Here is a 17955-nt window from a genome sequence, read left to right on the forward strand (position 1 = left end):
CCTTTCCAAGAAGATTGGGAGGAATCCATGTACGAAACCGAAGTGAAGAACCTCACCCCCGAGGAGGCCAAGGCCCTTTACGAGGAGGGGGCCCTCTTTCTGGACGTGCGCGAGGTGGAGGAGTTCGCCCAGGCCCGCATCCCCGGGGCCAGGCTCCTCCCCCTTTCCGAGTTCATGGCCCGCTTCGCCGAGGTGCCCAAGGAAGGCCCCGTGGTCCTCTACTGCCGCACAGGGAACCGCTCCTGGCAGGCGGTGGCCTGGCTTTCCGCCCAGGGCTGGAAGAACCTCTTTAACCTCGAGGGCGGCATCGTGCGCTGGTACCGCATGGGCCTTCCCGTGGACACCACCCCGGTGGAGGTGGGCTACCAAGGGGTGCCCTTCCAGGAGGTGGGGCCGGAGGAGGCCAAGGCCCTCCTGGAGGAGGCCTTCGTGGTGGACGTGCGCGAGCCCTGGGAGTACCAGGAAGGGCACCTGCCGAAGGCGGTGAACATCCCCCTTTCCACCCTGCCCGCAAGGCTTTCCGAGCTCCCCAAGGACCGGCCCATCCTCCTGGTGTGCAACTCCGGGAACCGCTCGGGGGTGGCCGCGGACTTCCTGGTGCAGCAGGGCTTTCCCGGGGAGAGGGTCTATAACCTCGAGGGCGGCACCTACGCCTGGATGGGCCACGGCCTCCCCATAGAGCGATGAGCCTCGCCCTTCTCGGCGCCCTCCTCATCGGCCTCTCCTTAGGGCTTATGGGCTCTGGGGGGTCCATCCTCACCGTGCCCGTCCTGGTCTACCTGGTGGGGGAGCCCCCCAAGCAGGCCATCGCGGAAAGCCTCCTCATCGTGGGGGGGATCGCCCTCCTGGGGGGTCTCCCCTACGCCTTGCGCAGCCTGGTGGACCACCGGAGCCTCCTCCTCTTCGGCTTGCCCGGCATGGCGGGCACCTACCTAGGGGCCTGGCTTTCCCGCTTCACCTCGGGGGAGGTGCAGCTCCTCACCTTCGCCCTGGTGATGCTCCTTGCGGCCTACTTCATGGCCCGGCCCCTTCCCTTGCGGCCTAGGGGGGCGCGGAAGGCCTGGAAGGTGGTCCTGGAAGGGCTTTCCGTGGGCGTACTCACGGGGTTTGTGGGGGTAGGGGGTGGGTTCCTCATCGTCCCCGCCCTGGTCCTCCTCGGGGGGCTTCCCATGCACCTGGCGGTGGGCACGAGCCTTTTCATCATCGCCTTGAAATCCTTCGCTGGGTTTTACAAGTACCTCCACCTCCTGCCCGAATACGGCCTCTCGGTGGACTGGGGCCTGGCCCCCCTCTTCGTCGCCCTGGGAGCGGTGGGGAGCTTCCTCGGGGGGCGGATTGCGGTGCGCCTGCCCCAAGAGGCCTTAAAGCGGGGCTTCGCCCTCTTCCTGGTGGTCATGGGGGTCTTCATCGTGGTCCAGAACCTCTAGGGGGCCACGGGCACCCCAAGGCGCCGGGCTGCCTGGGCCAAGGGGGCATCCAGGGTCCAAAGGGGTAGCTTAAGGTGGAGCGCCAAGGCGAGAAGGCGCTTTCGTAGACCGGAAGGCCGACGGAAAGGGCAAGCTCCAGGACGGCGGCCGGCTCCACCTCCCAAACCTCCCAGCCCAAGACCCTCAAGGCCTCGTGGGCCAGCCCCTCCTCCAGGCGGCCCCAACGCACCGCCGCCCAAAGGGCGTTGGCCACCTCGTAGGGGAAAAGGGAGGGTACCAGGAGGTTCACCCCCTCCTCCACCGCGCGCCGCCTAAGTCCAGCCCCGCGTCCTCCCCGGGAAGGACCCGGCTTAGGGCTAAGGAGGCGTCCACCACCGCCTTCATGGGGAGGCCTCCTCGAGGCCCTCCCGCTTCAAGGCCCGGATCTCCCCCGCCCTAAACCGTCCCCGGATGCGCCGCCTGAGCCCCTCCATCCTCAAGGCCACGGGCCCCCAGTCCCCCTCCTCCAGAAGGCGCAAAGCCCCCTCTAAGAGGAAGCCGGAGAGGGTCTTGCCCCGGAGGCTGGCGGCGGTGGGTCTCCTCGCCCACGTACACCGTGATTCGGGCCACGAAGGCCAGCTTCACGCTTTGACGTTATAGCGTCAAGGGCCCCTTGGAAAAAAGGGGCTAAGATGGAAGGCGTGTACGCCGTCCGCGAAGGGTTCCGCCAGATCCTCCGCCACCCCACCGCCAGTCTGGCCACCTTCTTCACCGCCTTGGTCTCCTTCACCCTGCTTTACTTCCTGGGGCTTCTCCTTTGGAACCTGGAGCGGGTGGTGCAGGGCTTGGAAAGGGAGCTGGAGGTGGCGGCCTTTCTGAAGCCCGAGGCCAACGTGGAAGCCCTCCTTACGGAAATCCAGGCCTGGCCCGAGGTGCGGGAGGTCCGCCTCCAGCCCAAGGAGGAGGCCCTGGCCCAGCTGGTCCTGGACTACCCCTACCTGGCCGAGGCCAAGGACCTGGTGGAAAACCCCTTGCCCGACACCCTGCGCCTGCGGCTCAAGGACCCCGAGGCCGTGCGCCAGGTGGCGGGGCGCCTCCGGGCCCTCCCCGGGGTGGAAGGGGTGGAGTATGGGGGGGAGCTCACGGAAAGGCTCGTGGGGGTGCTGTCGGGAAGCCGGGTGGCCATGGGGCTTTTGGTGGCCCTCCTTCTCCTCAACACCTTCTTCAGCGTGATGGGCGCCATCCGCCTCTCGGTGGAAAACCGCAAGGAGGCCCTGGGCATCATGCTCCTGGTGGGGGCCACCCGCCGGTTCATCCAGGGGCCTTTTCTGGCGGAAGGGGCCTTCCTCACCCTGGGGGCCGGGATCCTTGCGGTCCTCTTCGGGGGCCTCCTTTACCGGCGCCTTTCCGAGGCCCTGCAGGGGCTCCTCCCCTTCATCCCGGTGCTCAGCCTGGAGGACCTCTTCCGCACCGGCCTGGCCGTCCTCCTCCTGGCCTTCTTTCTGGGCCTAGGGGGGGCGTACCTGGCGAGCCGTGCCCACCTTAGGGAGGTTTAGGTGCGCTTCCTCCTCCTTCTCCTCTTGGGGCTGGTCTGGGCCCAGGACCTGAAGACCCTCGAGGCGGAAGCCGAGAAGGCCCGGGCCCTGGAAGGGCGAATCGCCCAGCGCATTGCCCTCCTAAACCGCGAGCTCCAAAACCTCTCCCAAAGGGCGGAGGCGCTCCTTCGGGAAAAGGGGCGCCTGGAGGAGGAGATCGCCCGCCTAGAGGCCCAAAGGGCAGCCTTAAAAGGGGAAATCGCCCGCCTTAAGGAAGAGGTGCGCCAAACCGAAGCCCGCATCGCCAAAGGGGAAAAGGAGCTGGAAGCCCTCAAAGGACGGCTTAAAGCCCTGATGCTTAGCCTTTACAAGGAGAAGGCGGCCCGCTACCTTCCCCTCCTCCGGGCGGAAAGCTTCACCGACCTCATGGTGCGGGCCCGCCTGGTGGGTTACATCTCGGAACGGGACACCGCCCTCGTGCGCCAGATCCAAGGGGTGCTGAAGGCCCTGCAGGAGGAAAAGGTCCGGCTGGAACTCCTCCTGAAGGACCTTTCGGCCAAGGAGGCGCGCCTGGGGGAAACCCAAAGGGCCCTGGAAGAGGAAAAGAAGGCCCTGGAGGCCACCTTATCCAACCTGAACAAGGAGGCTCAAGGGAAACGGGCCCTCCTCCGGGAAACCCTAAGGGAGCGCCAGCGCCTGCAGGCCGAACTGGCCCAGCTCCAGGCCCAAATTCTAGCGGAAAGGCGGCGCCAGGAGGAGCTAAGGAGACAGGAAGAGGAAAGGCGGCGCCAGGAGGAGGCCAAGAGGCGGGCCGCGGCCCAGCCCGCCCGGGTGGTGGTCCCTCCTCCGCCCCTGCCCAGCACCGTGGGCCGCCTGGCCTTTCCGGTGCCGGGAGGGCGGATCGCGGTGCCCTATGGGGCGGAAGGCTCCTTCATCGTCATCCAGGGCCCAGCCCCGGGAAGCCCCGTGCAGGCCGCCGCGGAAGGGTACGTGGGTGGGGTGCTCTACCTCCCCAACCTGGGCTACACCGTAATGCTGGTGCACACGGAAACCCTCTCCAGCGTCTACACCAACCTGCAAGAACCCCTGGTGAGGGAGGGGGAGCGGGTGGGGCGGGGGCAGCTTCTGGGCTACACGGGGGGAGGGCTTCTCATCCGCCCGGAGGAGCTGGAGTTCCGGGTGGCGGTGCGGATAGGGGAGGAGACCCGCTTCGTGGACCCGGCGGCCTACTTTTAAGTACCCCGCCGAAGCCTTCGCTTCGGCGGGGGCCCCAAAGGGGTTCTCACGCGGGCTCAATGAGCCCGTAGTTCCCGTCCTTGCGCCGGTAGATGACGTTGATCTCCTCCGTGTCCCGGTTGCGGAAGACGAAGAAGTCGTGCCCCAGGGCTTCCATTTGGAAGGCCGCCTCCTCGGGGTCCATGGGCTTCATCTCAAAGCGCTTGACCCGGACGATCCTAGGGCCTTCCTCCTCCTCGGGCTTGCGCAGGGCCTCGAGGGCCCGCACCTCCTCGGGGGGAGGGCCCTGGTAAGAGTGGCGCTTGCCCATATAGCGGCGCTCCTTGAAGCGCTTGAGCTGGGTTTCCAGACGGTCCACCATGCGGTCTATGGCCGCATAGAGGTCCTGGTCCTCCTCCTCCACCCGCACAAGCCCCCCAGGGAGGTCCACCTGGACCTCGGCCTTGGCCTTCCGCTCCACGTGGGGGCTAGAGGCCAGGGAAAGCACCACCTTGGCCATGAGCTCGCCGTTTTGGTAGCGGTCCAGGCGGGCAAGCTTCTTCTCCACGTAGTCCCGGATGGCGTCGGTGATCTCCAGGTTGCGGCCGATGAGTTTGTAGACGTTCATCCCTCCTCCTTTCCGCCCCCAAGAGGGCTTTCCCTTACCCTTATCCTATCACCCTCCCCGGGACGCTCGTCCCGGACCACCTGCCCGGCCTTCAGCACCACCACCCGCGCGGGGTAGGCTTCCAAGAGCTCCCGGCTGTGGGTGGCGAGGAGGACCGTGGCCCCCCGGGCGTGGGCCGCCTTGAGGATCTCCAAGACGGAAAGGGCGTTTTCCGAGTCCAGGTTGCCCGTGGGCTCGTCCGCCAGGATGACGGGGGGGTCCAGGAGCAGGGCCCGGGCAATGGCCACCCGCTGGGCCTCCCCTACGGAAAGCTCCTCGGGGAAGGCCCGCTTCTTGTGGGCAAGGCCCACCCGGCGAAGCGCGGTGTAGATCCGCCCCTCCCACTCCCGCCGGGGCACCCCCTGGACCTGGAGGACGAAGGCCAGGTTCTCCTCCACGGTCATGTCCTTGAGGAGGCGGTGGTCCTGGAAGACCATGCCGATGCGGCGGCGGTGGAGGGACACCCCGTCCCCTTTAAGGGCTTTAAGGTTCTGCCCGGCGAAGTAGACCGCGCCCTGGGTGGGAAGGAGGCGGCGCAGGATGAGGCTTAGGAGGGTGGACTTTCCCGCCCCGGAATGCCCCACGATGTAGACGAACTCGCCCTTCTTGACCTCGAGGCTCACGTTGTAAAGGGCCTTGGTCCCGGTCCTGGGGTATTCCAGGGTAACCCGGTGGAAGGCGATCATGCCCCCATCCTACTTTCCTTCTCACCCGGGCACGCTATAGTGGGACCTAGGTGAGTGCGAAGATGAAAAGACGCGCGTGGTTTCTCGTCGGCCTGGGGGTCCTCCTGGCCTTGGTCTACGCCCAGCTTCCGAGACCCCAGGCGGAAACCCTCTTGCAAAACCCCAACGGCCAGGCCCTTCTGGAGGTCTACCAGCGCATCCAGCAGGACTACCTAGAACCCCTGCCCAAGGAAAAGCTCAACAAGGTCCTGGAAGGGGCCATCGGGGGCATGATCCAGGCTTTGGAAGACCCCTTCACCAGCTACTCCCCGCCTGAGCGGGCAAGCCTCCGCCAGGAGGACCTTAGGGGCGAGTTCTTCGGCATCGGGGCCACCCTCTCCCCCGCCAACCCCGACGGCACCGGGGCCAAGGTGGAGGGGGTCATGAAGGGCCTCCCCGCCCAAAGGGCTGGGATTCGGGCCGGGGACGTCATCCTGGAGGTGGACGGCCAGGACGTGACCAAGCTCCCCCTGCAGGAGGTGGTGGCCAAAATCCGCGGCCGGGAGGGGACCAAGGTCATCCTGAAGATAAGGCGGGAAGGGGTGCCCGCCCCCTTGGTCTTTGAGCTCATCCGGGAGCGGGTGGAGATCATCGCCGTGTCCACCGGGCGGATCGGGGATGTGGGCTACGTGGCCTTGGAGACCTTTGCCAACTTCAAGGTGGAGGACCAGCTTAAGAAGGCCTTGGACGAGCTCAAGGCCCAAGGGGTGAAGAAGCTCATCTTTGACCTGAGGGACAATGGGGGCGGCCTCCTGGACCAGGGCTGCGCGGTGGCGAGCGCCTTCCTGAAGGAGGGCCCCATCGTCTACACCCGCACCAAGAACCTCACCCGGGTCTGGTGCGAGGCCTCGGGGCGGCCCCTTTGGGACGGGCCCATGGTGGTGCTGGTGAACGGGAACTCCGCCTCCGCCAGCGAGATCGTGGCCGGGGCTCTCCAGGACTACGGTCGGGCCAAGCTCATCGGGGAGAAGACCTTCGGCAAGGGCGTGGGCCAGACCCCCTTCACCCTGGCCAACGGCGGGGAGCTCACCCTGGTGACCTTTGAGTGGCTCACCCCCAAGCGCCGGGCCATCAACAAGGAGGGCCTGAAGCCGGACATCGAGGTGAAGGACACCCGCTTCCCCACCCCCTTCTCCCTCCAAGGCGCGGGGGCACCCCCTGGGGCCGAGATCAGCTTGACCCTAAACGGCAAGACGCTGAAGGTGAAGGCCGATGCCGAGGGCAAGTTCACCTACGCCGAGCCCCAGCGCCAGCGCCCCCTCCCCGAGGACCGGGGGCAGGCGGTCTTGGACCTCGAGGGGGACGCCATCCTGAAGCGGGCCCTGGAGGAGCTGCAGGGAAGGTAGGAGGGAGGGGCCCTACCCCTCCCTCCTTGCGCCCCCGCCCTAGCTAGGGCGGGGGGTCCTTACCGCACCACCGCCCCAGGTGGGATATCCCCGTCCACCGTGACCAGGACCAGCTTCTCCCCCTCCTGGGCCGCCAGGATCATCCCTTGGCTTTCCACCCCCCTAAGCCTTGTGGGCCTGAGGTTGGCCACCAGGACCACCCGCTTCCCCACCAGGTCCTCGGGGCGGTACCACTGGGCGATGCCCGAGACCACAGTCCTTTCCTCCCCTCCTAAGGAGAGCCGGAGAACCAGGAGGCGGTCCGCGTTGGGGTGGCGCTCCGCGGCCACCACCTCCGCCACCCGGAGCTCCACCTTGGCGAAGTCCTCTAGGGAGATTTGCTCCAAAGCCTTTTCCTCCTTGGGGCTAGCCTTTAGGGGTTTCTCCTCCTTGGGGAAGAGGATGGGGGCCTCCTCGGGCAGGGGGAGGGGGGCAGCGAGGCCCCAGCGGCCGGCCTCCTCGAGGCCCCCCGGCTCGGGGAGGCCAAGGGCCCGCCTGAGCTCGGCCATCTTGTCGGGCATGGCGGGGGTGAGGAGGACCGAAGCGATCCTCAGGCCCTCCACCACCCGGTAGAGCACCGCCCGGGCCCCTTCGGGGTCCTCCTTCTTTAGCTCCCAGGGGCGCTTCTCGTTGAGGTAACGGTTTAGTGCCTTGACGTAGTCCATCACCGCCTCGAGGGCCATGTGGAAGCGGAGCTCCCGCACCAGGGGGCGGAGGCGCGGTAGGAGGGCGGTGCCGGCCTCCAGCTCCTCCCCGGCCACGGGCTCAGGGACCCTCCCCCCCGCAAAGCGGAAGAGCATGGCCCTAAGGCGCTGCACCAGGTTCCCCAGGTTGTCCGCCAGATCGGCCTCGTAGCGCACCCTCAAGGCCTCCTCCCCCACGGCCGCGTCCTGCCCGTAGGGGATCTCCCGGAGGAGGTAGTAGCGCACCGCGTCCCGCCCGTAGCGCTCCGCCAAGAGGAAGGGGTCCACCACGTTCCCCAGGGTCTTGGACATCTTGCGCCCGTCGGGGCCCAGGAGGTACCCCCCCACGTTCAGGTGGCGGTAGACGGGAATCCCCGCGGCCTTCAGCATGGTGGGCCAGAAGACCGCGTGGGGCTTCAGGATGTCCTTGCCGATGAGGTGCCAGGCGTGGGGCCAGAGGGTCTGGAACCTCTCCCCCTCGGGGTAGTCCAGGGCGGAAACGTAGTTGAGGAGGGCGTCAAACCAGACGTAGGTCACGTGCCCCTCGTCCCAGGGCAGGGGGATGCCCCAGGGGACCCGCGCCTTTGGACGGGAGATGGAGAGGTCCCCGATGGGCTCGGAGAGCATGGCCAGGACCTCGTTGCGGTAGCCCTCGGGGCGGATGAGGTCCGGGTGGTCCTTCAGGTACTGGAGGAGCCAGGGGCGGTACTTCTCCATGCGGAAGAAGTAGTTCCCCTCCTTGCGGCGCTCCACCGGGCGGCCGTGGATGGGGCAAAGCCCCTCGGAAAGCTCCTTTTCCGTGTAGAAGCGCTCGCAGGAGACGCAGTAAAGCCCCTCGTACTCCCCGTAGTAGATGTCCCCCGCCTGGTAGACCTTTTCCAGGACGGCCTGGACCACCCTTTTGTGCCTCCCCTCCGTGGTGCGGATGAAATCGTCGTAGGCAATGCCTAAGAGCTCCCAGGCCCGCCGAAAGCGCTCGGACACCCGGTCCACGAAGGCCTTGGGGTCCTGCCCCGCGGCCAAGGCGGCCCGGTACACGGTCTCCCCGTGCTCGTCCGTGCCGGTGAGGAAGTAGGTCCGGTAACCGTCCAGCCGGTGCCAGCGGGCCAGGAAGTCCGCCACCACCGTGGTGTAGGCGTGGCCCAGGTGGGGCTCGGCGTTCACGTAGTAGATGGGCGTGGTGACGTAAAAAACCTTTTCCATCCCTCCTCCGGAAAAAAACCGGGGCATGCGCCCCGGGCGGGGAAGCCTCCCCGCCCTAAAGCCGGGGCATGCCCTTCATGGGGGACATTCTACACCCTTAGGGGAGGAGCTCCTCCACCCCCCAGGGCCCCGCCACCAGGGCCCGGGTGGCGAGGCCCAGGAAAAGCCCCGTCTCCACCACCCCGGGGATCTCCAAGAGGGCCTTGTGGAGGCCAAAGGGGTCTCCGATGGGGCCGAAGCGGCAGTCGGCGATGAGGTGGCCGCCATCGGTGAAGTAGAACTCGTCCCCCTCCATGCGGAGCTCCGGCTCCCCGCCTAGGGCCGCGATGGCCTTGAGCGTGGCCCGGTGGCCAAAGGGGATGATCTCCACCGGCACCGGCCCCCGCCCCAGCACGGACACCTTCTTGGTGTGGTCGGCGATGACGATGAACTCCCGGGCGGTGGCCTCCACGATCTTCTCGCGCAGAAGGGCTCCCCCTAGCCCCTTGATGAGGAGGAGGCCGGGGGCGATCTCGTCTGCCCCGTCGATGGCCAGGTCCACCCCTTCCGGGGGGAGGTCCACGAGGGGGATCCCCTCCCTAAGGGCCAGGTCCCGGGTGGCCTCGGAGGTGGGGACCCCCTTCACGTCCCTAAGCTCCCCTTCCCTCAGCCTGCGGGCGAGCTCGAGGACGGCGTAGCGGGCGGTGGAGCCCGTCCCCAGGCCCACCACCATCCCGTCCTGCACGAAGGCCACCGCGGCGTGGGCCGCCTCCTTTTTGTAGGCCTCCATGGGCTTCTCCATCACGCCCCCTTTAAGGCGAGAAGGGCCTCCGCCACCTCCTCCGCATGCCCCTCGGGGGAGACCTTCCGCCAGACCCTGGCGATGCGCCCCTCGGGGTCTATGAGGAAGGTCTGCCGAAGCACCCCCTCGTACTCCTTCCCGTACATGTTCTTCTTCCCCCAGGCCCCATAGGCCAAAATGGCCTCCCGGTTGGGGTCGGAAAGGAGGGGGAAGTTCAGGCGGTACTTCTCCGCGAAGCGCCTGTGGCTTTCTGTATCGTCCGCGGACACCCCAAGCACCACCGCCCCGAGCTCCTCGAGACGCCCCTTCTCGTCCCGGAAGCCGCAGGCCTCCTTGGTGCAGCCTGGGGTGTCGTCCTTGGGGTAGAAGTAGAGGACCACCCACCGCCCCCGGTAGTCCGAAAGGCGGTGCACCTTGCCCTCCTGGTCGGGGAGGGCGAACTCGGGCGCGAGGTCGCCGACTTCCATGGGGGCATTATAAACCCCACCGCGGCGTCCACCACGGCGGGGCCCCAAAACGCGCCGATTTTGCCTACTTGGGCTCCCCCGGCCAGTCCCCCACCACCCCGGGGGCCGCCCACTCCAGGGTGAGGAGCTCCTCCAAGGTGGCCTTCCGCCCCGCGGGGATGCGCACCACCCCCTTGCGATCCCGGATGGGCCCGGTGAAGGGGTCAAAGGTGGGCTTAGGAGAAGACATGTCCTTGAGGAGGCCCAGGATGCGGTCGTAAACCGCCACCTTCTTCCCCCCCACGGTCATGGAGGCCGCCTTCAAGAGGGGCACGTGCTTGGGGTTGATGGGCACGCCGTAGTTCGCCCCCATCTCCACCGCCTTGTGCTGAAGAAGCCAGAAGTAGTCCACCTTTTCCAGGTTCTTAGGGGTGTAGACCCCTTCCCGTACCTTCTTGAGGAAATCTATGTAAATCGCATCCCAGTGGACGATCTGGCCCGAAACCACGTGGTCGGGAGCGAACTTCAGCATGGGGGTGTAGTGGCCGAAGCTGTAGGCCCCCTTGCGGGCTGCGGTCTGGATCACCGTGGGGGTGTCCTCGGTGAAGGCGAAGACATCCGCCCCCTGGGAGAGGAGGGCCTCCGTGGCCTCCCGGGCCTTGGCGGGGTCGTACCAGGCGTTGATCCAGCGCACCAGGACTTGGGCCTTCGGGTTCACCGCCCGCACCCCCAGGGCGAAGGCGTTGATGTGCCGCTTCACCTCGGGGATGGGGAAGGCGGCCACGTACCCCACCTTGCCCGTCTTGGTGAGGGCCCCGGCGGCAAGGCCATTCAAGTAGTAGACCTGGTAGAAGTCCGCCATGTAGGTGGCCACGTTGGGGGCCCGCTTGATGCCGGTGGCGTGGGCGAAGATGACCTCGGGGTACTTCCTGGCCGCTTCCAGAACCCCGTCCATGTACCCGAAGCTGGTGGCGAAGACCACCCGGCACCCCTCCCGCACCAGCCGGTCAATCACCGGCACCACCTGGGCCTCGGGAACGCCCTCCACGTACTTGGTCTCAAGCCAAGGCAGTGCGGCCTCGGCCTTCTTGCGCCCGATGTCGTGGGCGTAGGTCCAGCCCGCATCCCCGATGGGCCCCACGTAGATGAAGCAGGCCTTGAGCTTCGCCTCCTGCCCCAGGGCAAGCCCCAGGGCCAGAACCAGAAGGAAGATCCACCGTCTCATCCCTCACCTCCCCCGTTCAAAGGGCATGCCCAGGGCCCTCGGAGCCCGGGCACGGCCCGAAAGGGCCAGGACCAGGATAACCAGAAGGTAGGGCATGGCGGCAAAGGCCTCGCTCGGTATAGGTACACTGCCTTGGAGCCGGAACTGGAGAAAGAAGAGGAGGCCGAAGAAGTAGGCCCCGAAAAGGGCCCTTAAGGGCCGCCAGGCGGCCAGGATGACCAGGGCCACCGCCACCCAACCCAGCCCCCCGGTCATGCCGTCGGTCCAGGCGGGGCGGTAGGCCAGGGAGAGGTAGGCCCCCCCAAGGCCGATAAGCCCGCCCCCTACCCCCAAGGCCAGGTAGCGCACCCCGTCCACGCTCACCCCGAAGAGATCCGCCGCCTTGGGGTTCTCCCCCACGCTCCTCAGGTAAAGCCCCATGCGGGTATAGAAGAGAAAGGCGTGCAGGAGAAGGGCGAAGAGAAAGCCCAAAAGGGCAAACCCCCCCTCGGGCAAGGGGACAGGGAGGGGAAGCCCCTCGTAGCGCTTCCCCAAAAGCCCCGAGGCCCCAAGGCCCAGGGCAGAAAGGGCAAGCCCCGCCACAAACTGGTTGGCCCTTAGGGTCACGGTAAAGATCCCGTGGAAAAGGCCCAGGGAAGCCCCCACCAAAACCCCTAGGAAAACCCCAGGGACGGGCCCCAGGGCCAGGGCCACGGCAAAGGCCGCCAGGGCGGAAAGGGCCATCATCCCCTCCACCCCAAGCTGCACCACCCCGCTCCGCTCCGAAAGCAAAGCCCCCAGGGTGGCAAGGAGGATGGGGGTGCCGAAGAGGACCGCGCGCAAAAGGGCCTCTTCCATCAGCGCCTCCAGACCACGCGGTGGCGGGCCAAGGCCTCGGCCCCGATGAGGGCGAGGAGCATGAGGCCGGCGAAGACGTCCACCCCCCTAAAGGGCATGGAAAGCTCTAGCTTAAGGAGATCCCCCCCCGCCAACACCACCCCCATAAGGGGCGCGGTGAGGAGGGTGAAAAGAGGCCCCCCCCGGGCCAGCCAGGCCACCAGGATGGCGGTGAAGCCGTAGCCTAAGGAGATCTGGGCAGGCTCCAGAAGCTTGTGGTGGATCCCCGCCACCTCCCCCACCCCGGCCACCCCCGCAAGGAGACCGGAGAGGAGGGCCACCCGGAGGAGAAGCCCCCCCTCCCTTAAGCCCAGGTACCGGGCGGCCTTGGGGTTATCCCCCAGGACCCGCCACTCCAGGCCCAGGGGGGTGCGGAAGAGGAGAAAGTGGAGGAAAAGGGCAGCCAGCACCCCAAGGAGTAGGGTGGGCCAGGGAACGAGGCTTTCCCCCAGGCGGGGAAGCCAGGCGGCCTCTGGGAAGGTGTCGGTGTAGAGGAAGCCAAAGACCCGCTCCCCCTTCCAGGGCCCCGCCACCAGGTAGACCACCAGGTAGTAGGCCAGGTAGTTCTGCATGAGGGTGGTAAGGATCTCGCTGGCGCCAAAGCGCACGCGAAGCCAGGCAGCAGGGAGGGCCCAAAGGGCCGCAAACCCCCCGCCCAGGAGGAACATGAGGGGGAGGGTCCAGGGGCCCGTGGGGAGGAAGAGCGCGGCGTAGGCCGCCCCCACCGCCCCTAAGAGGAGCTGCCCCTCGGCCCCGATGTTGAAAAACCCCACCCGGAAGGCCAAGGAAAGCCCCGCCCCGATGAGGAGGAGGGGAACGGCGCGCCTTAGGACCTCAAAAAGGCCCAAGGGGTCCAGGACCACGGAAAAGACGAGGCCGTAGGCCCTAAGGGGGGAAACTCCATAGAGGGCAAAGAGAAGGGCCAAAAGGAGAAAGGTCAGGAGGAGAAACGCCCCATAGCTCAAGGCCATCTTGGCCGGGGTGGGGCTTGGGTCCAGCTCCAGCCTCATTGTCCCTCCGCCATCATCCGGCCCAGGCGCTCGAGGGTGGCCTCCTCCCGGGGGATGGGCCCCACAAGCCGCCCCCGATGGAGGGCGGCCACCCGGTGGCTCAGGGCCAGGATCTCGTCCAGGTCTTCGCTCACCAAAAGGATGGCCGTGCCCGCGGCCGCAAGGTCCAGGAGGAGGCGGTGGACTTCCTCCTGGGCCCCCACGTCCACCCCGTAGGTGGGGTGCATGGCGAGGAGGAGCCTAGGGCCTTCGGAAAGCTCCCGGGCTAGGATGACCTTCTGGGCGTTTCCCCCCGAGAGGAAGCGCACGGGGGCCCAAGGGGAGGGAGCCTGGATGCGGAAGCGGGCCATGAGGCCCCTCGCCCGCTCCTCCAGCACCTTCCGGGGCAAAACCCCCCTTCGGGCAAGGCGCCTTTGGGTGCGCAGGGCCAGGTTCTCCGCCACGGGCAGGGCTGGGGCCAGACCCATGGCCCGCTCCTCGGGGATGTGGGCCACCCCCAGGGCAAAGGCCCGGGCGGGGTCTTTGGGTAGGGGCTTACCCAAAAGGCGCACCTCTCCCCCGTAGGGCCTAAGCCCCGCCAGGGCCTCCACCAGCTCGCTCTGGCCGCTTCCCGCCACCCCCGCCACCCCCAGGATCTCCCCCGCCCACAAGGCGAAGGAAACCCCTTGCAAGGGGAAGCCCCGCCTGGGCACGTGGAGGCCCTCCACCTCCAAGACCACCTCCTCTCCGGGGGGAAGGGCCCGGGGCAGGGGCGAAAGGCGCCGCCCCACCATGAGGCGGACCAGCTCCTCCTTGGTGGCCTCCTGCCGGGAAAGCTCCCCCACCTTGCGCCCGGCCCGGAGCACGGCGATGCGGTCCGCTACCTCCAGCACCTCGTCCAGCTTGTGGCTGATGAAGATGACCGCTAGGCCCTCCCCCTTAAGCCGCCGGATCTCCCCGAAAAGGCTCTCCGCCTCCTTAGGGGTGAGGACGCTGGTGGGCTCGTCCAGGATGAGGACCTTGGGGTGGGAAAGGAGGGCCCTTAGGATCTCCAGGCGCTGTTTCTCCCCCGCGGAAAGGGCGGCCACGGGGAGGCGGAGGAAACCAGGGTCCAGACCCAAGGCGCTCCGTTCCAGGTGGCCCTGGAGGCGGTGGAGGAGGGCTTCTTGGGTGAAAAAGGGGGGGAGGGAAAGGCCCAGGGCTAAGTTCTCCGCCACGGTGTGGGCCTCAATGAGCTCGGGGTGCTGGGGCACCAGGGCGATCCCCAGGCGCTGGGCCGCCTGGGGGGAGGGGATCCGAACCTCCCGGCCTTCCAAGAGGATCCGCCCCGAATCCGGGGCGTAGAGACCGTAGAGGAGGCTCACCAGGGTGGTCTTCCCCGCCCCGTTTTCCCCAAGGAGAGCCAGGACCTCGCCCCGCCCCACCTCGAGGTCCACCCCCTGGCAGGCCAGGACCGGCCCAAAGCGCTTGGTGATGCCTTCCAGCCTCAGCATAAGCCCCAATCGTCCGAAGGATATCACAGCCCTTAGGGAAGGCCGGCGCCCTAGGGGGATGACCCCCTGCTTTCACAAAGTTTTAACACCCTCTCCGCTATACTCCATTCTAGGGGGTGGTCGAATGAGAAACCTAGGCCGGCTTTGGGTCCTCCTCGCCTTCCTCTTTACCACGGCCTTGGCCCAGCTGGGGCTGGACCTCAAAGGGTTTAAGGTCCAGGTGAAGGAGGGCAAGGAGGTCTTGGTGGAGGCCCTGGAGGTAGCCCCTGGGGATGTGGTGGCCTGGCGCCTCCTGGCGGAGAACAAGGGGAAAGACCCCCTGCGCCAGGTGGCCCTGGTCATCCCCATCCCGAAGGAAACGGTGTTCCTCGAGGCGCCGGTTCTCCTTTTCAAGGGAGTCCAAATCCGCCCGGAGTTCAGCTTTGACGGGGGCAAGACCTTCGGCTTCCCCCCCCTGAAAAAGCGGGTCCGGGTGGTGGAAGGGGGAAAGGAGGTGGAAAAGGAGGTAGAAGTTAGGCCCGAAGAGTACACCCATGTACGCTACCTGATACCCGAGCTCAAGCCCGGCGAACAGGTGGAGGTCCTGGTCAGGACCAAGGTCCGCTAGCAGAAGGAGGTACGGATGAAAAGACTAACGTTTTTAGGTCTGGGCCTTATGGCCCTCCTGCTGGGGGTGGCCCTGGCCATGACCCCCGCAGGCACCAGCATCACCAACCAAGCTTCGGCCAGCTACATTGACTCCGCTGGCCAGCCCCGGACCACCACCTCCAACCAGGTGGTCACGGTGGTCCAGCAGGTCTTCAGCTTCACCATCACCCCAAACGGCAGCGAAGCAAGCCCCGGCCAAACCAAGTCCGCCCTGCCCGGGGGCCAGGTGCTCTTCAACTACCGGGTGGAGAACACCGGTAACGGCACGGACACCATCAACCTGGCCACGGCCCAGGGCACCTCGGACGACTTTGACCTGCTAAACGTCCTCATCTATCGGGACAGCAACTGCAACGGCACCGTGGACGCGGGGGAGCCCCAGGTGGCCTCTGTCACCCTGGGCATGGGCCAGCAGGCCTGCGTGGTGGTGGTGGCCACCCTCCCCACCACGGCCACCGGTGGCCAGTACGGCAACCTGAACCTTACAGGCACCAGCCAGGGAAACCCCAGCGTCACCGACACGGATAACTGGGCCCGCGCGGTGACCACCACGGCGGCCGCCCTCACCGCCACCAAGTCCGCCACCCCCACCAGCGTGGCCCCGGGTGGCACCATCACCTTTACCATCTCGGGGGCCAACGTGGGTGGAAGCGCAGCCTACGGGGTGAGCATCTCTAGTCTGGGCACGGGCATCCTCATCTCCGACACCATCCCCACCGGGCTTACCGTGAGCGCCATGCCCACGGGCACCGCGGGGGCAGGGACGGTGAGCTTTGTCTACACCCCGAACGGCACCACCTGGCAGACCCTCTCCCCGTCCAACCTCCCCCTCACGGGGAACGGCACCGTGGCCATAGGGATGTTCATTGAGGGAAGCGGGGCCTTCTTCCCCCAAGGGGCGGGGTACACCTTCAGCTTCCAGGCCGCGGTGCCCACCAGCGCCCCAGCCAGCACCACCTATGCCAACACCGCCACGGTGCGCTTTGACGCCAACGGGGACGGATATAGCGACGACCCCGGGGAGACGGTCTCCTCCAACACCACCACCAATACCGTAGCCACCAGCTACAACGTGGCCGTGGGGCCCTACGGTTACCCCGAGGGGGGTGCCACGGGCACCTACTCCGTGGGCGGCTACACCGTGACCCGCTCCGGGGATAGCCAGACCATCGCCAGCGCCAATAGCGGCACCGCGGTCATCTTCCGCCACACCCTGAAGAACACCGGGAACGCCCCAGACAGCTTCACCCTGGCCTATAGCGGCGCCCCCTCGGGCTGGGCTTGCCAGCTTGTGGCCGACGACCTCACCACGCCCATCTCTGGCCCCGTGGGCCCGGTGGCGGCGGGGGCTAGCTACGACTTCGCCCTCAAGTGCCAGATCCCCGCAAGCGACACCGGGGGCCCCGTGAATCTCACGGTGACCGCCACCAGCGTGGGGGACACCGCTAAGAGCGACACCACCACGGACACCGTGCAGAGCGTGGCCCTGGGCTACGCGGTGGACCTGGCGGCCCACGGCTACGCGGGGGATGGCAACGCCGCCAACGACAACCCCGCGGCCCAAAGCGCCAACCCTGGCCAGACGGTCTACTTCCCCTTGGACATCTACAACGCCGGGGCCAACACGGATAGCTACAACCTCACCGCAAGCCTCCCCAGCGGCTGGAGCGTCCTCTTCTACCCCGACGCGGACTGCGACGGGGCCATGGACGCCCCCACCCCCGCGCCCTTGAGCAACACCGGGCCCATCAACCCCGGGGCCACCAAGTGCTACATCGCCGCGGTGAGCGTGCCCGCGGGGGCTGCGCCTGGGAGCAACCCCGTGAGCTTCACCGCCACCAGCGCCACCCTGGGCACGGTTTCCGACACCGTCACCACCCAGGTGAACGTGAACACCCTGGCCCAGGTGCTCCTGGACCCCGACCGCAACGGCACCGTGACCAGCCCCGGGACCATCCAGTACACCCACACCCTCCACAACAACTCCAACGCCCCCGCCCACTGCGACATCTCGGCCAGCGGCGGAAGCCACGGCTGGACCTACCAGCTCTCCACGGACGGCAGCACCTGGTACGGGGCCCTGGCGGACGTCTACGCCGCCCCCAACGGCGGCACCCAGACCATCTACGTGCGGGTCCTGGTGCCGGCGGGCCAGGCCATCGGCACGGTGGACGTGAACACCCTCACGGCCCAGTGCGACGTCACCACCGGCACACCCGACAACACCTACGAGGCCACGGACACCGCCACGGAGACCACCACCATCGTGGGCGGGGAGCTCAGGCTCACCAAGAGCGCGGTGAGCTACGTGGGCACCTCCTCCACCGTGCGCTCCACGGACGGCAGCCGGGCCTACCCCGGGGACGTCATACAGTACTCCATCGTGGCCGAGAACATCGGCACCGGGAACCTGACCAATGTCAAGGTCTCCGACCCCGTCCCCGCCTACACCACCTTCCTCGACGTCTCCGCCACGGCCACGGGCTTTAGCGGCACCTTCACCGTCCTCTACTCCACGGACGGCACCACCTGGAGCACCACGGCGCCTTCCAGCGTGGGCGCCGGCCAGTCCGTGTACGTGGGCGTGGACACCAACGGGGACAGCACCATCGACAACAACGACGTGATGCCGCCTGCGGCCAAGATCACCGTCACCCTTAAGGTGCAGGTGCAGTAAG

Annotated in this window: 18 protein-coding genes; 7 read left to right on the forward strand and 11 right to left on the reverse strand. The window is 67.2% G+C overall.

What is annotated here, in order from left to right:
* Window positions 1–27: 27 nt before the first annotated feature.
* Both WKI94_RS00525 and WKI94_RS00530 read left to right on the forward strand, forming a co-directional pair.
* On the forward strand, window positions 28–687 hold the full coding sequence (locus WKI94_RS00525; RefSeq protein ID WP_337843822.1) for a rhodanese-like domain-containing protein: 660 nt from the start codon (window positions 28–30) through the stop codon (window positions 685–687).
* The gene (locus tag WKI94_RS00530; RefSeq protein WP_337843823.1) at window positions 684–1427 is read left to right on the forward strand and encodes a sulfite exporter TauE/SafE family protein; all 744 of its coding nucleotides are present in this window, start codon (window positions 684–686) and stop codon (window positions 1425–1427) included. The genes WKI94_RS00525 and WKI94_RS00530 overlap by 4 nt, the downstream gene beginning before the upstream one ends.
* Here the strand turns inward: WKI94_RS00530 and WKI94_RS00535 are convergent.
* Window positions 1405–1716, reverse strand: coding sequence for a type II toxin-antitoxin system VapC family toxin (locus tag WKI94_RS00535; protein ID WP_337843824.1), 312 nt, complete (start codon window positions 1714–1716; stop codon window positions 1405–1407). The genes WKI94_RS00530 and WKI94_RS00535 overlap by 23 nt on opposite strands.
* A gap of 91 nt (window positions 1717–1807) precedes the next feature.
* The gene (locus WKI94_RS00540; RefSeq protein WP_337843825.1) at window positions 1808–1945 is read right to left on the reverse strand and encodes a hypothetical protein; all 138 of its coding nucleotides are present in this window, start codon (window positions 1943–1945) and stop codon (window positions 1808–1810) included.
* A gap of 162 nt (window positions 1946–2107) precedes the next feature.
* Here WKI94_RS00540 and WKI94_RS00545 point away from each other — a divergent pair, with 162 nt between their 5' ends.
* Both WKI94_RS00545 and WKI94_RS00550 read left to right on the forward strand, forming a co-directional pair.
* Entirely contained in the window at window positions 2108–2962 is an 855-nt protein-coding gene (locus WKI94_RS00545) for an ABC transporter permease (RefSeq protein WP_337843826.1), read from the forward strand.
* Window positions 2963–4177 carry a peptidoglycan DD-metalloendopeptidase family protein gene (locus WKI94_RS00550; protein ID WP_337843827.1) on the forward strand — a complete coding sequence of 405 codons (1215 nt, stop codon included), beginning with the start codon at window positions 2963–2965 and terminating at the stop codon, window positions 4175–4177. It abuts the gene before it with no gap.
* Between the two features lie 46 nt (window positions 4178–4223).
* On the opposite strand, the gene raiA is transcribed toward WKI94_RS00550, so the two are convergent.
* Both raiA and ftsE read right to left on the reverse strand, forming a co-directional pair.
* Window positions 4224–4784, reverse strand: coding sequence for a ribosome-associated translation inhibitor RaiA (gene raiA, locus WKI94_RS00555; RefSeq protein ID WP_337843828.1), 561 nt, complete (start codon window positions 4782–4784; stop codon window positions 4224–4226).
* Window positions 4781–5509, reverse strand: coding sequence for a cell division ATP-binding protein FtsE (gene ftsE, locus WKI94_RS00560; protein ID WP_337843829.1), 729 nt, complete (start codon window positions 5507–5509; stop codon window positions 4781–4783). The genes raiA and ftsE overlap by 4 nt, the downstream gene beginning before the upstream one ends.
* 62 nt (window positions 5510–5571) lie before the next feature.
* Here ftsE and WKI94_RS00565 point away from each other — a divergent pair, with 62 nt between their 5' ends.
* Window positions 5572–6894, forward strand: coding sequence for a S41 family peptidase (locus tag WKI94_RS00565; protein WP_337843830.1), 1323 nt, complete (start codon window positions 5572–5574; stop codon window positions 6892–6894).
* 59 nt (window positions 6895–6953) lie between these two features.
* On the opposite strand, the gene metG is transcribed toward WKI94_RS00565, so the two are convergent.
* The 7 genes from metG to WKI94_RS00600 all read right to left on the reverse strand — a co-directional run bounded on the left by metG (window position 6954) and on the right by WKI94_RS00600 (window position 14629).
* On the reverse strand, window positions 6954–8819 hold the full coding sequence (metG, locus tag WKI94_RS00570) for a methionine--tRNA ligase (RefSeq protein ID WP_337843831.1): 1866 nt from the start codon (window positions 8817–8819) through the stop codon (window positions 6954–6956).
* A gap of 97 nt (window positions 8820–8916) precedes the next feature.
* Window positions 8917–9600 carry a ribose-5-phosphate isomerase RpiA gene (rpiA, locus tag WKI94_RS00575; protein ID WP_337843832.1) on the reverse strand — a complete coding sequence of 228 codons (684 nt, stop codon included), beginning with the start codon at window positions 9598–9600 and terminating at the stop codon, window positions 8917–8919.
* On the reverse strand, window positions 9600–10067 hold the full coding sequence (gene bcp, locus WKI94_RS00580) for a thioredoxin-dependent thiol peroxidase (RefSeq protein WP_337843833.1): 468 nt from the start codon (window positions 10065–10067) through the stop codon (window positions 9600–9602). Before bcp ends, rpiA begins: the two co-directional genes overlap by 1 nt.
* Window positions 10068–10131: 64 nt before the next feature.
* Window positions 10132–11271 carry a BMP family ABC transporter substrate-binding protein gene (locus WKI94_RS00585; protein WP_337843834.1) on the reverse strand — a complete coding sequence of 380 codons (1140 nt, stop codon included), beginning with the start codon at window positions 11269–11271 and terminating at the stop codon, window positions 10132–10134.
* A gap of 3 nt (window positions 11272–11274) precedes the next feature.
* Window positions 11275–12108: an ABC transporter permease gene (locus tag WKI94_RS00590; RefSeq protein ID WP_337843835.1), complete on the reverse strand. Its 834-nt coding sequence runs from the start codon at window positions 12106–12108 to the stop codon at window positions 11275–11277.
* A complete protein-coding gene (locus tag WKI94_RS00595; RefSeq protein WP_337843836.1) occupies window positions 12108–13157 on the reverse strand; it encodes an ABC transporter permease in 1050 nt (349 codons plus the stop codon). Before WKI94_RS00595 ends, WKI94_RS00590 begins: the two co-directional genes overlap by 1 nt.
* Window positions 13154–14629 (reverse strand): ABC transporter ATP-binding protein, encoded by a 1476-nt coding sequence (locus WKI94_RS00600; protein WP_337843837.1) that lies wholly within the window; start codon window positions 14627–14629, stop codon window positions 13154–13156. The genes WKI94_RS00595 and WKI94_RS00600 overlap by 4 nt, the downstream gene beginning before the upstream one ends.
* 124 nt (window positions 14630–14753) lie before the next feature.
* Between WKI94_RS00600 and WKI94_RS00605 the strand changes: the two genes are divergently transcribed.
* Window positions 14754–15236 (forward strand): hypothetical protein, encoded by a 483-nt coding sequence (locus WKI94_RS00605; RefSeq protein WP_337843838.1) that lies wholly within the window; start codon window positions 14754–14756, stop codon window positions 15234–15236.
* A 15-nt stretch (window positions 15237–15251) separates the two neighbouring features.
* Window positions 15252–17954, forward strand: coding sequence for a hypothetical protein (locus tag WKI94_RS00610; RefSeq protein ID WP_337843839.1), 2703 nt, complete (start codon window positions 15252–15254; stop codon window positions 17952–17954).
* The last annotated feature ends 1 nt before the right edge of the window (window position 17955 follow it).

The organism is Thermus sp. (assembly GCF_037444525.1).
In the GTDB taxonomy this organism is placed as follows: Bacteria; Deinococcota; Deinococci; order Deinococcales; family Thermaceae; genus Thermus.